Source organism: Pseudomonas sp. ICMP22404, assembly GCF_006227205.1.
GTDB lineage: Bacteria > Pseudomonadota > Gammaproteobacteria > Pseudomonadales > Pseudomonadaceae > Aquipseudomonas.
On sequence record NZ_VCNG01000002.1, the window covers coordinates 376,898 to 390,112 of the forward strand.

The 13,215-nt window shown below is 60.4% G+C and carries 14 protein-coding genes; 6 read left to right on the top strand and 8 right to left on the bottom strand.

The window, feature by feature from the left end; translation table 11 throughout:
- The first annotated feature begins 76 nt into the window (after positions 1-76).
- Positions 77-1,075, top strand: a complete 999-nt coding sequence (locus tag FGE05_RS05490) for an Abi family protein (RefSeq protein ID WP_257225594.1) — start codon at positions 77-79, stop codon at positions 1,073-1,075.
- A 296-nt stretch (positions 1,076-1,371) separates the two neighbouring features.
- Positions 1,372-2,091 (top strand): hypothetical protein, encoded by a 720-nt coding sequence (locus FGE05_RS05495; protein ID WP_139642221.1) that lies wholly within the window; start codon positions 1,372-1,374, stop codon positions 2,089-2,091.
- Positions 2,092-2,094: 3 nt separating this feature from the next.
- On the opposite strand, the gene FGE05_RS30045 is transcribed toward FGE05_RS05495, so the two are convergent.
- Complete coding sequence (locus FGE05_RS30045; RefSeq protein ID WP_241802186.1) at positions 2,095-2,403, bottom strand: phage minor head protein; 309 nt, start codon at positions 2,401-2,403, stop codon at positions 2,095-2,097.
- 326 nt (positions 2,404-2,729) lie between these two features.
- A complete protein-coding gene (locus FGE05_RS05505; RefSeq protein ID WP_139642223.1) occupies positions 2,730-3,206 on the bottom strand; it encodes a DoxX family protein in 477 nt (158 codons plus the stop codon).
- Positions 3,207-3,549: 343 nt separating this feature from the next.
- Here FGE05_RS05505 and FGE05_RS05510 point away from each other — a divergent pair, with 343 nt between their 5' ends.
- Entirely contained in the window at positions 3,550-3,993 is a 444-nt protein-coding gene (locus tag FGE05_RS05510) for a DoxX family protein (RefSeq protein WP_139642225.1), read from the top strand.
- 49 nt (positions 3,994-4,042) lie between these two features.
- Positions 4,043-4,966: an NADP-dependent oxidoreductase gene (locus FGE05_RS05515; protein ID WP_139642226.1), complete on the top strand. Its 924-nt coding sequence runs from the start codon at positions 4,043-4,045 to the stop codon at positions 4,964-4,966.
- A gap of 76 nt (positions 4,967-5,042) precedes the next feature.
- Here the strand turns inward: FGE05_RS05515 and FGE05_RS05520 are convergent, their stop codons facing one another.
- Positions 5,043-5,924, bottom strand: coding sequence for a helix-turn-helix domain-containing protein (locus tag FGE05_RS05520; RefSeq protein WP_373682432.1), 882 nt, complete (start codon positions 5,922-5,924; stop codon positions 5,043-5,045).
- Positions 5,925-6,035: 111 nt separating this feature from the next.
- Positions 6,036-6,941 carry a LysR family transcriptional regulator gene (locus FGE05_RS05525; protein ID WP_139642228.1) on the bottom strand — a complete coding sequence of 302 codons (906 nt, stop codon included), beginning with the start codon at positions 6,939-6,941 and terminating at the stop codon, positions 6,036-6,038.
- 190 nt (positions 6,942-7,131) lie between these two features.
- Between FGE05_RS05525 and FGE05_RS05530 the strand changes: the two genes are divergently transcribed.
- Positions 7,132-7,896, top strand: a complete 765-nt coding sequence (locus tag FGE05_RS05530) for an SDR family NAD(P)-dependent oxidoreductase (RefSeq protein WP_139642230.1) — start codon at positions 7,132-7,134, stop codon at positions 7,894-7,896.
- 79 nt (positions 7,897-7,975) lie between these two features.
- Here the strand turns inward: FGE05_RS05530 and FGE05_RS05535 are convergent, their stop codons facing one another.
- From FGE05_RS05535 to glcD, 4 genes are read right to left on the bottom strand one after another with little or no spacing between them, the layout of a single operon-like run.
- Positions 7,976-8,377 carry a heme-binding protein gene (locus FGE05_RS05535; protein WP_024776341.1) on the bottom strand — a complete coding sequence of 134 codons (402 nt, stop codon included), beginning with the start codon at positions 8,375-8,377 and terminating at the stop codon, positions 7,976-7,978.
- A 13-nt stretch (positions 8,378-8,390) separates the two neighbouring features.
- Positions 8,391-9,608, bottom strand: a complete 1,218-nt coding sequence (gene glcF, locus FGE05_RS05540) for a glycolate oxidase subunit GlcF (protein WP_139642232.1) — start codon at positions 9,606-9,608, stop codon at positions 8,391-8,393.
- Positions 9,609-9,611: 3 nt separating this feature from the next.
- The gene (gene glcE, locus FGE05_RS05545) at positions 9,612-10,673 is read right to left on the bottom strand and encodes a glycolate oxidase subunit GlcE (protein WP_139642234.1); all 1,062 of its coding nucleotides are present in this window, start codon (positions 10,671-10,673) and stop codon (positions 9,612-9,614) included.
- Positions 10,673-12,172: a glycolate oxidase subunit GlcD gene (gene glcD / locus FGE05_RS05550; protein ID WP_139642236.1), complete on the bottom strand. Its 1,500-nt coding sequence runs from the start codon at positions 12,170-12,172 to the stop codon at positions 10,673-10,675. Before glcD ends, glcE begins: the two co-directional genes overlap by 1 nt.
- Positions 12,173-12,406: 234 nt before the next feature.
- Between glcD and glcC the strand changes: the two genes are divergently transcribed.
- Positions 12,407-13,174 (top strand): transcriptional regulator GlcC, encoded by a 768-nt coding sequence (gene glcC / locus FGE05_RS05555; protein WP_139642238.1) that lies wholly within the window; start codon positions 12,407-12,409, stop codon positions 13,172-13,174.
- Positions 13,175-13,215: the final 41 nt, after the last annotated feature.

Consider the following 13,215-nt stretch of genomic DNA (forward strand, 5'->3'; position numbering starts at 1 on the left):
AACCCAATAGCGCCCGAACCTCTGGTGCTGGCTCAGTCCAGCACTATGTTCGGGCCTTCTTGTTTCTGGACAAAGGATGTCGCAGCCATTAGCTCCGCCAAAGCCGTTTCGATCCTATAGCGATCTGTGCACTCTGCTCACCAGTCGTGGTATGCAGATCCTCGATGTGCCCCGCGCCAAACGTAAACTCAGTCAGATTGGCTACTACCGCTTGAGCGGATTCTGGTATCCGTGCCGTGAATTCCTTCGTACTGCCAGGGGAGATGTGGTGCTGTGCGCCGCTGGTAAAAAACCACGACGTCAAAACGCGTTTACCCCAGGCACCCATTTCGATTCCGTTATTGAACTCTATCTGTTCGACAAAAAATTGCGCCAACTGATGCTGGACGCCATTGAGCGCGTTGAGGTGCACCTACGCTCGGCAATCGCTCACGAGGTGGGTTTTCACGACCCGCTGGCCTATCAGGACATCCGCTATATCAATCCTTCGCAAACCAGGACCTTCACGACCAAACAGGGTAAGCCACGCAACATTTGGAACGACTGGTCAAAGCGTCAAGAAGAGCAAATTGCTCGTAGCCGCGAGGACAGTATCGAGTGGCATCGACAGCAGCGTAAAGCAATGCCCTTTTGGGTGATCGTCGAGGCATGGGACTTTGGAATAGCATCGAAGTACTACGAGATACTCAAAGACGGCCATCGGAACAGAGTCTGCAAACGGTTCGGCCTCACTCATGCAAAAATTCTTAAAGAATGGCTCCAGGAGATCAGCATCCTACGCAACCGGTGTGCGCACCATAGCCGCATCTGGAACCAGGTTTCAGCCAATCCTGTACCCACCGTGCCAAACGATCCCTACTTCCAGAGGCTCGGCCTCGACTCGAATGCGACGAGTCGTCTTTATGGTCTGATCGCGGTACTCTGGTATCTGGTCAAAAACATCGGCGTCAACTCGAAATGGATACATCAGGTGGCCGACGTCATCGACGCTAAACCCGTGTTACCTGGCTGCCTATTGGCGGCGCTGGGCTTTCCCGATGAAACCGGATTCCCTCGGGGACTGTTCGGGATATGACTGTCCCCACGCTGTGGGACGGTCGTTTTGGTATTGGCTGCGCTTGAGGTCTTAGGGGAAAGCGCAGGCTGACACTGCCTGCGCGGATGGTTACAGGTAGCGACTATGTCGCTCGATGAGCAACTGGCGATCATAGACTTGCATGTACGGCAGCAATGCCTTGAAAATTTGCTCGCGCTCATTTCCGTGGATCCAGCTCGTCGAATTTTTCAATGGTGGGACCACTCAAAGACAATATTTAGAAACTGTAACATTTAGAAGAACCCAACTATTTAGGTGCGGCGTTGGAGGTGCTAATGGAAGAGCTTCTTGAATTAACGGATTGGCTATCAACCTTTTTGACTGTTTTGAATTCCACAGCTATCAGTAATATTGTCGCTTTTTTATCAGCAGCAATCAGTCTCGTTGCTTTACGAAAAACCGCCAAATGGCGGGACAAGTTCAAGGAAAGCGCAATGAGCGATGCTTATAAAAAAGCAACAGAGCTGTGGGAGGCCCTTAAATCTGTTGAAAACGCTCTCAAGCAACTTTCCCCAGCGTATATCGGCGCATTAGATGTTACACATAATTTGCCGAGAGCAAGCAGATATAAAGAAAATGATGTTATGAGGCGCACAGTTAGGAATGCATTGAAAAATGCACAGCAAATACGATCGAGTCTTATAGATCGAAGAATTAAAATAGGGTATTTAAGAGGAGAGTTTAAACGGCTAGGCTACACTGCTTCTCGCTCGAACAACAAACGGCTTGATATGCTGCTTGATCATGTCATGCACATTGAGTCCTATATAGATTCATATGTCGAATCTGCGTTCGATTACTTTGATGATGAGGAGTTTTGCCAAGGTATGCGTTATACACGACTTAGCCTAGAGCCTAAAGATAAAACCCTGAGTGATCTGGCTGAGATGATAATGGGGTTTAAAGGAGAAATTTATAGGCGTGCCGATATAGCGGGTAAGCTTTTAATTAAAACAAATTACGAAGTGGCCATATCAAAGCTTTACACTAACTAGAACTCAGTATGTGATGGCGTGGCCTTGGGCGTTGGTGATTCGCAGGCCCGTGACGGTGGCGGTTCTGGTCTCGCCGGTGCGTTTGTCGGTGCCGGTCTCGATGGTTTCGGTGAAGCTTTTCCGTTGGCTGGAAATAACGGTAAGCCCGCAGCGTTTGACAGCGGCTTCGTTCAGGGCGATGACGCGGCAGCGGCAGCTGAAGCCGTTGGGCGGGAAGATGGTTGACCAGATGGGGTCGTCGTGGCGCAAGACCTGGCTGTGCATGGCGCGGTGGCTGCTACGGGTTTTTCCGTCGAAGATGGCAATGTACATTCAGTACGGGGGCTCGGTGGTCTGTTCCAGGCTGGCTTTGCGCCCGGCCATTTAGGCGCTCTGCAGGTCGGTCTGGTAGATGGTTTTTAGGCGACGCGGGCTGCCGAGCTGGATGGGATCTGCGTTGCCCTGGCTGTCGACGATGAGTGTCGAGTGACTTCCGAAGCAAGCGGCCAGAACTGCTAGTTGATCTGACCGAGTATGTGACGGCTGACTCCTGTTGCACCGGCCGCAAGGGTATTGCATAGGCTGTCCCAATTTGTGCCAGCCTATCCCGGACTGTGCCTGCGCGGCCACGGACGTGCCTACCCATGCCTGAAACGAGGTCAGTACCGTCCCAAGCGTGCATCCACCGAATACGCTCCACCGCCGCGCGCCACGATGTAGAGCGCCAGAAACCCCATCAACACCGGAAATTCGATGCCCCGGTCTATCCAGGGCCATGTCGGTCCCAGCGCATAGCTGATGGCAAGCATTTGAAGGGCGATAAGCAGGGCGACCAGCCTCGTGGCGAGGCCCATCGCCAGCAGGAGGGCGCCTGCTGTTTCCAGCAGCATGACCAGAAAAGCGAGTTGCGCAGCAAAAGGCAGCCCCATCACGTTCTGGATGAGGTTGATCGATGCGGCCATGGGATCGGCCATCGAGCCGTGGGAGGTTCGCAGCGCCTTGGGGAGTCCGTGGGTCAACAGCACGACAGCGAAGACGGTTCGCAGCAAGGCGTACAGATAAGGTTCGAGGTCCGTGGCTCGTGTGCTCAGCGTGGTCAGAACGGAGCGTAATGGCGATGCGGTTTCGCGTGTCATGGGGAGTCCTTGCGCAGCGGCGGATGACTAGGAGCCGGGGTGTCGGTACGGGCTCCGGGACAGACGGTGCGGTGTACCTGGGCGGGCTTGCGGGCATTCTTCTTGTTTGGGGCGTAGAGATAAATCCCGTGAAGTTGCCATGTGAATTCAAGGCAGAACAACAATCGGCCGGCCCCAGGTCTGCGTACAACGCCAAGCCATAACCCTTCGGTAGGATTCAATCTTTTCTATTTTATGAAACCTAACGATCGAAATTAGGCGTCTTTTTAGATAAGTGAATTGCCCGCAGAATTTCCCTCATTGCGGTTCACCAAGGTGGTGGGCCCTTCCAGAGGAAATCGCCATGACTCATTCCAACCTGTCGTCCAGCACTCTTGCCACCACTGCCATCGGTTCCGCCAGCACACCGTCTTCATCGGTTGCGCTCTCCGGTCGTATCTTGCTGAGCGCCATCTTCCTGCTCTCCGGCGTCTCCAAGATCAGCGCGTCAGCCGGCATGATCGCTTACATCGGATCGGTCGGCCTGCCGTTCCCGAGCCTGGCGCTGGCCATCGCCATCCTGGTGGAAGTGGGCGGGGGCATCGCGCTGGTCCTGGGTTACCGCACACGACTGGTCGCGGCCGGGCTGGCCCTGTTCAGTGTCGCCACCGCGTTGGCGTTCCACAATCAACTGGGCGACCAGAACCAGTTCATCCATTTCTTCAAGAACGTTGCCATGGCGGGCGGCCTGTTGCAGGTTGTCGCCTTTGGTGCCGGTCGTTTCAGCCTGGACGCGCGCCGCGCGTAACTCGAAGCCGGCTCCCCGCCGGCTCGCCATTCTTCTTATGAGGTGAGATATGAAAGCGATTCGCGTAGCGCAATACGGGCAGGTCGAAGGTTTGTCGTTCGAGGAACTTCCATCACCAGTGCCAGGCCAGGGGGAGGTGCTGATCGAGGTGGCCGGTAGCGGGGTGAATCCGATTGACTGGAAGGTTCTTTCCGGTGCCATGAAGGCTTTCATTCCGCTGCAGTTGCCCTACACCCCTGGCGTCGAGGTCGCCGGTCGTGTGGCGGCCATAGGAGAAAAGGTCACGGGCTTCGCCATCGGCGATGAGGTGTTCGGCTTTATCAATATCGTGGGTGGGTACGCCACTGAGGTGGTCGCCAGTGCGGACCGTCTCGCCCATCGGCCCAAACGGCTGTCGGCGTTGCACGCCGGCGGTGTCCCGGCCGTCGCCTTGACCGCATGGCAGGCCCTGCATGAGCACGGGCAGATCAAGGCCGGCCAACGGGTGCTGATCCACGGCGCTGCGGGTGGCGTCGGTAGCATGGCGGTGCAGATGGCGCGTATTGCGGGTGCCACCGTTATCGCCACCGCCTCGGCGCGCAACCATGACTACTTGCTCAAGTTGGGCGCCACGCAGATGATCGATTACAACCAGGCGGCATTCGAGGCCGCAATCGAGCCGGTGGATGTGGTGCTGGACCTGGTCGGTGGCGATACCCAGGAACGCTCCTGGTCGGTGTTGAAACCCGGCGGAGTGCTGGTGTCCCCGGTGAGCCCACCCGATGCCAGGCGGGCCGAGGCTGTTGGGGCGACCGGTAAGCATTTCGCTACACGCTCCGATGGCGCGCAGCTTCAGGAGATCGCCGCGCTGTTCGAAACTGGCGAGCTGGTAATCGAGGTCGAGGTGCTGCCTTTGTCCCAGGCGCAAGACGCACTGCGCAAGAGCCAGGAGAGGCATATCCGTGGCAAGCTGGTGCTCGACGCCCGTCGGTAAGCCGGGAATCGGTAGCGAACCAAGCCGGGCAGAAGCCCGGCTTTTTTCATAGGCGATTTCCCCTGGACAGGGCATCTCACGTCTGGCGGTAAGCGCTGGGCGTGACACCCACCTCGCGACGAAACACCTGGGAGAAATGGCTGGGGCTGGAATAACCGACCTCCAGTCCGATGTCGATGATACTGCGGTCGGTTTCCAGCAACAGGTGCCGGGCGCGACTCATCCGCAGGCGGATGAAGTACTGCGAGGGCGACAATCCGGTCGCGCGCTTGAATACCCGGCTGAAGTGGTACTCGCTCAATTCGGCGATCCGGGCCAGTTGCGCCAGGTTGAACTCATCGGCCAGGCCCTCGTTCATTGCCGTCAGGACACGGCGCAACTTATACGCTTGCAGCGCGCTGCCGCGTCTCTGGTTGCCGTGTGGATCGGGGTAACGACGGATCAAGTGCACGGCCAGTGCCACGGCCAGGCTATGAACGAACAGCGGGCTGGGCTGGCGTTCTTCGATGAGTTCGATGCGCAACTGCTCGAGGATGAAGCGCACCCGCTCATCCCGGGCGCCGGAGATGTCCAGAAAACTCACGGACGCGCAGTGCTCGCCGAAAAGATCGCGGGCAGCCTGGTCGATCAGCGACAGGTCGAGATACAAGTGCATCACCTCGAAGGTGTCGCTCTCCAGGGTTTGCCAACGCATTTCATAGGGTTCGTGGGTATTGGTGAGGAAAAAGTCGCCGGCCTCCACGGTGGTGGCTGCCCATGCGCCGTCGAGGGCGCGCTCCTCGACCCTGGCCTTGCCTGCCAGGACCAATACCAGCAACGGTTCCACGACGGCGGGTACCCGTATCGGCTCGATGACGCTGTGATGGCTGAACAACTGGACTACCACATCCTGCAGGTGCGGGTGTGATGGCAATGCCTGGGGTGTTCCCGGCAGGTGGCGGGGCATGGTTTCGGCCATGATGCGTTGGGTATCGCCGGCTGCCAGGTCATCATATTCAGACGGGTGCACAGGAGGCTCCTTGTACAGAACTGTTCGCGGGTGAACGCAAGGTCTGGCCTTATCCACTATTCAGAAGTCGGTTACCTGTGCCTTGAAGCGCTCGATCAACCAGCGCGTCGCGGGCCCGGGTGGCATGTCCGTCCGGTAGATGGCGTCAAAGGCATAATCGCCGCCGGCGCAGTCGGGCAGTTCGAGAAGCACCAGTCGGCCGCTGGCCAGGTCGTCGCGCACCCGGTCGATGGGCATGTTGCCCCAGCCGATGCCTTCGCGAAGCAACATGTGCTTGGCGCCCAGATCCGCCAATCGCCAGGTACGGGTGCCGATCACCGCGAACTCTTGATCTTCGGTCAGACGGGAACGGTCAGTGAGGACCAATTGGACGTGGGAGCGCCCGGTACCCGGCGCATGTGGCCCCGGTTGTGCCAATGGGTGATCGGGTGCAGCGACCGGTATCAAGGCCACCTTGCCCACGCCGATACGCTCGATGCCGTCGAGGTTATTGGTCAGCGGGCCGCTCACCCCCAGCGTGGCCATGCGGTCGAACACCCGCTGCGTCACGCCGCCCAGGGCCTCGATATGCAAGTGCAGCGACACGGTCGGGAACTGTTCGCGAAACGCCTTGAGCGCGTCGACCATCCGCTCACTGGGCAGCATCACGTCGAGTACCAGGTGCACTTCGGCTTCAAGGCCGTGCAGCAGCCCGCGAACCTTGGCCCGCAGGCCGTCGATGCCGTTGTAGATGGTGCGTGCTTCGGCCAGCACGGTGCGCCCGGCATCGGTCAGTTGGGGTTTGCGGGTGGTCTTGCGGTCGAACAGGCTGACGCCGAGCTGCATTTCCAGGTTGGCGATCGAGTAGCTCACCACGGAAGTGGCCCGATGCAGTTTGCGCGCCGCGCCGGCGAAGCTGCCGACATCGACCACGGTCAGGAATACACGGAGCTGGTCGAGGGTGGGCGTGCCTGGGTCTGAAATCATTGCTAATCGCTCGAACGTTTCATGGATGTTATCCGGATTTTTCGCACAAGCGCAAAACCCCGACAGCCTCGGCAAACCTGCGAAAGCCCGGCGTTCCCCGTTGCGAGACAGTGAAGCCGTCGATAACGACCGCGCCCCAGGGGCGCCGAGCCGGCGAATGTCTCCTCGGCTCGCAACGCAGGAGAACATCATGACTGTTATCAAGCACGCTCTACCCAACGAAGTCGAAGGCAAAGTCGCGCTGGTCACCGGCGCAGCCAGTGGCATCGGCAAGGCGATCGCATTGCTGCTGCATGCCCGTGGCGCCAAGGTCGTCGCCGAAGACCGCAACCCCGCCGTCGAAGAACTTGCGCGCCCCGGGCTGGTGCCACTGGTGGCCGACATCACCGAGGACGGCGCCGCCGAGCGCGCGGTGGGATTGGCCGTGGAGCAATTCGGCCGGCTGGACATCCTGGTCAACAACGCCGGGATCATCATCAACAAACTGGTGATCGACATGACCCGCGAAGACTGGGAGCGCATTCAGGCGGTCAATGCCACCGCGGCCTTCCTGCATTGTCGCGAAGCGGTCAAGGCCATGATGCCCAACAAGGCCGGAGCCATCGTCAACATCGCATCCTATGCTTCCTATTTTGCCTTCCCGACCATTGCCGCCTACACGGCATCGAAAGGTGCGTTGGCCCAACTGACCCGGACACTGGCGCTCGAAGTGATCGGGCATGGCATTCGCGTCAATGCCGTCGGCGTCGGCGATGTGGTGACCAACATCCTCAACGATGTGGTCGATGACGGTCCGGCTTTCCTGGCCCAGCATGGAGAAGCCGCCCCCATCGGTCGCGCCGCGCAACCGGAGGAAATCGCCGAAGTCGTGGCTTTTCTCGCTTCGGACCGCGCCAGCTTTATCGTCGGTTCGGTGGTCATGGCCGACGGCGGCATGACCGTCACTGCCGGTTGATCAATCTGGTGGTACCGTTGCGGTGAAGCAAAAGCCCGATGCAGTGCATCGGGCTTTTGCTTGAACGCTACCGTCCACTTCAGTTCAGGCATTGCGCGCCGGCTCTGGCGACTTGGGCGTCCTGCTCGGCCTTGACCCCGGACACGCCCACAGCGCCGATCACCTGACCGTCGACAATGATCGGGACGCCACCCTCCAGGGATGTCAACAGCGGCGCGGACAAAAAGGCCTGGCGTCCACCGTTGACCATCTCTTCATAACCTTTGGATTCGCGCCGGCCGAGGGCCGAGGTGCGGGCTTTTTCGGTGGCGATGTAGGCACCGATGGGCGCGCAGCCATCGAGGCGCTCCAGGGCCAGCGGGTGACCGCCATCATCGACAATCACGATGGCGACGGCCCACTGGTTGCTGTTCGCTTCATCGCGGGCGGCCGAGAGAATCCGGCTGACTTCGTTCTGGCCGAGTACGGCTTTGCTTTTCATGGGAGCTCCAGGTTTAAGGCAGCGCGGCTTCGACCCACTCGATCCAGTGCCGGACCGGGGTCCGTCCCGCGCCGTCGAGATGGGTCTGACAGCCGATATTGGCGGTGACAATCACGTCGGGGCGCCCGCTTTCCAGGGCGTTGAGTTTGTTGTCACGCAGCTGCCGGGACAGTTCGGGCTGGGTGATCGAATAGGTGCCCGCCGAGCCGCAACACAAGTGGCTGTCGGGCACCGGCGTGAGGTTGAAGCCCAGCTTCGTCAGCACCGCTTCAACGGCGCCGCCCAGTTTCTGCGCGTGCTGCAAGGTGCAGGGGCAGTGGAAGGCCAGGCGCTGGTCGCTGTGGATGCTCAGTTTTTCCAGTGGCTCTTCGCGCAGTACTTCAACCAGGTCCTTGGCCAGGGCGCTGACCTTTTTCGCCTTTTCGGCATAAATTGGGTCGCTGCCGAGCAAGTGCCCGTAATCCTTGATGAACGCGCCACAACCGCTGGCGGTTTGCACGATGGCCTCGGCACCGTTCTCGATGTTCGGCCACCACGCATCGATGTTGCGGCGCGCACGATCCAGGCCCACGGCCTGGGCGTCCAGATGATAGTCCACGGCGCCGCAGCAGCCGGCTTCGGCAACGGGTGTCACACTGATCCCCAATCGATCCAGGACCCGGGCGGCGGCCGCGTTGGTATTGGGCGACAGGCTCGGTTGTACGCAGCCTTCGAGCATGAGCACCTGTCGGACATGGCGGGTCACCGGTCGCGGTTTGGCGGCAGGGACATGGCGAGGTAACTTGCCGCGCAGGGTGTCGGGCAGCCATGGCCGAAACACCCGGCCGCCGCTGACCAGTCCCTTGAACACGCCGGGATTGGGCACGACCGCTCGCAACCCTTCGCGCAACAGGCGCTGGCCGAGAGGCCGTTCGACCGCCGCATCGACTACGGCGCGGCCAATGTCCAGCAGGTTGTGGTAGTCGACCCCGGAGGGGCAGGTGGTTTCGCAGTTGCGGCACGACAGGCAACGATCCAGGTGCTGCTGGGTCTTCGCCGTGACCGGGTTGCCTTCGAGTACTTGCTTGATCAGGTAGATACGCCCTCGGGGGCCATCCAGTTCATCGCCGAGCAACTGATAGGTCGGGCAAGTGGCATTGCAGAAGCCGCAATGCACGCAGGTGCGCAGGATGCTTTCGGCCTCTTCGGCGCGGGGCAGTTGGCGGGCCTCTTCGCTCAAGGTGGTCTGCATGATTCAAAGCTCCGCGTAGAGGCGACCGGGGTTGAAGATTCCCTGTGGGTCGAGCCGTTGCTTCAGGTTCCGGTGGTAGCGCATCAGTGCGTCAGGCAGCGGTTGGAATGGACTGTCGATCAGTCCGTGGTCGTAACAGGTCACATGACCGCCAACGCCTTCGACGATCTGACGAATGAACGCGGCTTCGGCACCGGACTTGAGCCAGCGCTGGGCACCGCCCCAGTCGATCAGTTGCCTGCCAGGCAAGGGCAGCCACGCTGTGTTGTGTGGCACGGACAGGCGCCACAGCGGTAGATTTTCATCGAAGAAGCTCAAGCGATGTACGTTCAGATCATCCCAATACGACGCGTCCAACACCTCGCCGCCCAGTCGGTCATGGGCCGCCGCCACCGAGCCTTCGCCGCCTTCGAGCCGCAGGTGCAGGCGTTGGCCATCGTGGCAGGCGGCGCTGATCGGCAGCGGTTGCTGGCCCCATTCCGCCAGACGCAGCAAGGCGCGATCGCTGTCCATTTCCAGGCTGATGCTCAAGGCTTGCCGAGGTTTGGGCAGGACTTTGAGCGACACGTCGGTGATCACCCCAAGGGTGCCGAAGCTGCCGGCCATCAGGCGCGACAGGTCGTAACCGGCGACGTTCTTCATGACTTCGCCACCGAAGCGCAGATGCTCGCCCTGGCCGGTGATGACCCGCGTGCCGAGGACGAAGTCCCGCACCGAACCCGCCCACGGGCGGCGTGGGCCGGAGAGTCCGCTGGCAATCATGCCGCCCACCGTGTCGTCGCCGAAGGAGGGTGGTTCGCAGGGCAGCATTTGCTGCGAGGCGCTCAGCACCTCGGACAGTTCCCGTAGGGGCGTACCGCAACGCACGGTCACCACCAGTTCCGTCGGGTCATAGCTGACGATGCCCCGGTGGACCCGGGTGTCGAGGCGCTCCCCAGTGACCGAACGCCCCAGGAAGGCTTTGCTGTTGCCACCGTGGATCCACAGCGGCGTGGCGTTCTTCAGCGCCTGGTTGACCTGTTCCAGCAACGCGTCGCTGGCGTCCCTATCGTGTGTGCTGTGCATCAGAAACGCTCCAGCTCAGGGAAGGGCAACTGCCCCAGGTGCACATGCATGGCGCCAAATTCGGCGCAGCGGTGCAACGTCGGAATATTCTTGCCGGGGTTGAGCAGGCCGCTCGGATCGAAGGCGGCTTTGACGGCGTGGAATACGGTCAATTCGTCGCTGTTGAATTGCGCGCACATCTGGTTGATTTTCTCGCGGCCCACCCCGTGTTCGCCGGTGATGCTGCCGCCGACTTTCACGCACAGTTCGAGGATCTTGCCCCCCAGGGCCTCGGCGCGATCGAGCTCGCCCGGTTGGTTGGCATCGAACAGGATCAACGGGTGCATGTTGCCGTCGCCGGCATGAAACACGTTGGCGACCCGCAGGCCGTACTCGGCCGACAAGGCGGCGATGGCGTGCAATACGCCGGGCAGCTCCCGACGCGGGATGGTCCCGTCCATGCAGTAATAATCCGGCGAAAGGCGGCCCACGGCAGGAAACGCATTCTTGCGCCCTGCCCAGAAACGCACGCGTTCGGCCTCGTCGCGGGCCTGGCGCACTTCGGTGGCGCCGGCCCGCTCCAACACCTGGCGCACGCGGTTGCAGTCATCATGGACGTCGGCCTCAACGCCATCGAGCTCGCACAACAGAATGGCTTCGGCTTCCACCGGGTAACCGGCGTGAATGAAGTCTTCGGCGGCACGGATGGCCAGGTTGTCCATCATTTCCAGTCCACCGGGAATGATGCCAGCGGCGATGATGTCGCCCACGGCGCGCCCGGCTTTTTCGACCGAGTCGAACGCCGCCAGCAACACCTTCGCGGTCTGCGGCTTGGGAAGCAGCTTGACCGTGACCTCGGTAATCACCCCGAGCATGCCTTCGGAGCCAGTGAACAACGCCAGCAGGTCCAGGCCCGGCGAATCGAGCGCATCGCTGCCCAGGGTCAGGTGTTCGCCCTCGACGGTGAGAATGTCGACCTTGAGCAGGTTGTGTACGGTCAGACCGTACTTGAGGCAATGCACGCCACCGGCATTTTCCGCGACGTTGCCGCCGATGGAACAGGCAATCTGAGAGGAGGGATCCGGCGCGTAGTACAAGCCAAACGGCGCGGCCGCCTGGGAAATCGCCAGGTTGCGCACCCCGGGCTGGACCCGTGCGGTACGGGCGGCCGGGTCGATGTGCAAAATGTTGTTGAAGCGTGCCATGACCAGCAGAACGCCTTTTTCCAACGGCAGCGCACCACCGGACAAACCGGTCCCGGCCCCCCGGGTGACGACAGGAACCTGCCGTTCATGACACAGCGCCAGCACGCCCCGAACCTCGTCGAGATGGCGGGGCAGTACCACCAGCAGCGGCGTGGTGCGATAGGCGGAAAGTCCGTCGCATTCATAGGGCATGAGTTCTTCGCGCTGGTGCAGGATCTCAAGGTCCGGCAAGCGCGCCTGCAAGGCCTGCAGCAGCGTGGCTTTATCCACGGCAGGCAGGGCACCATCAACGCGTTCATCGTAGAGAATGTTCATAGTCGGCCGGCGACACTCGGTTGTTTTTATTTGAGGTCAGGTTCCGCATGCAGCTGACTTGCATCATTGGTCCGAGGCGATCTACTGTCTATGCCTTGTTGAGGTGGTCGAACCAGTTTTTGACCGGCTATTTTCTTGTTGTTTTTAATAAACCATTTAAAAACAACAAGTTGTGATAAGTGCTAAGTCGGCTTGAACACCATGGCTAAGCTGGTCATACCAGTTGGAGGCGCAATGGACGACACCCAGACCCGTCGTAATCTGCAAGTGGCCGATGTGGTGTGCGAACGCATCGAGCGTCTGATCGTGGACGGTGTGCTCAAGACGGGGCAGTTGTTGCCGTCAGAGCGTCGGCTGACGGAAAAGCTCGGTGTTTCACGCACGGCGCTGCGTGAAGGGCTGAAGCTGTTGCGTGCTCGCGGGATCATCAAGACGGAGCAGGGCAAGGGCTCGTTCGTCGCCGACCTGTCGGGCAACAGTGCCGCGTCACCGTTGATGCACCTGTTCAGCTCACAGCCCCGCACGCTTTACGATCTGTTCGAGGTCCGCAGCCTGCTCGAAGGCGAGTCCGCACGGTTGGCGGCCTTGCGCGGCACGGAGGCCGATTTCGTCCTGATCACCCGCAGCTACGACGCGCTGCTCGACGCCCACACCCGCGCATTGGAGCCCTCCGAACACGCCCGGCTCGATCATGCGTTTCACCTGGCAATCTGCGAGGCGTCGCATAACCCGGTGCTGGTGCAGACCTTGCGCTCGCTGACGGACCTGCTGCTCACCACGGTGTTCGCCTCGGTCAACAACCTCTATCACCGCGCACCGCAGAAGCGGCAAATCGATCGCCAACATGCACGGCTTTATAACGCCGTAACCGGACGCCTTCCCGAGCAGGCGCGCAAGGCCGCCGTTGCGCATATCCAGAGCATCTGCGACAACCTCAAGGAAATCGAAAGCGAAGAGCAGCGTCTGGTGCGTGCCACGTTGCGACTTGAAGGGTGGGCATGATGCGGCACCTGGATCATTTGTCCTTGCGCCTGTTCATTCTG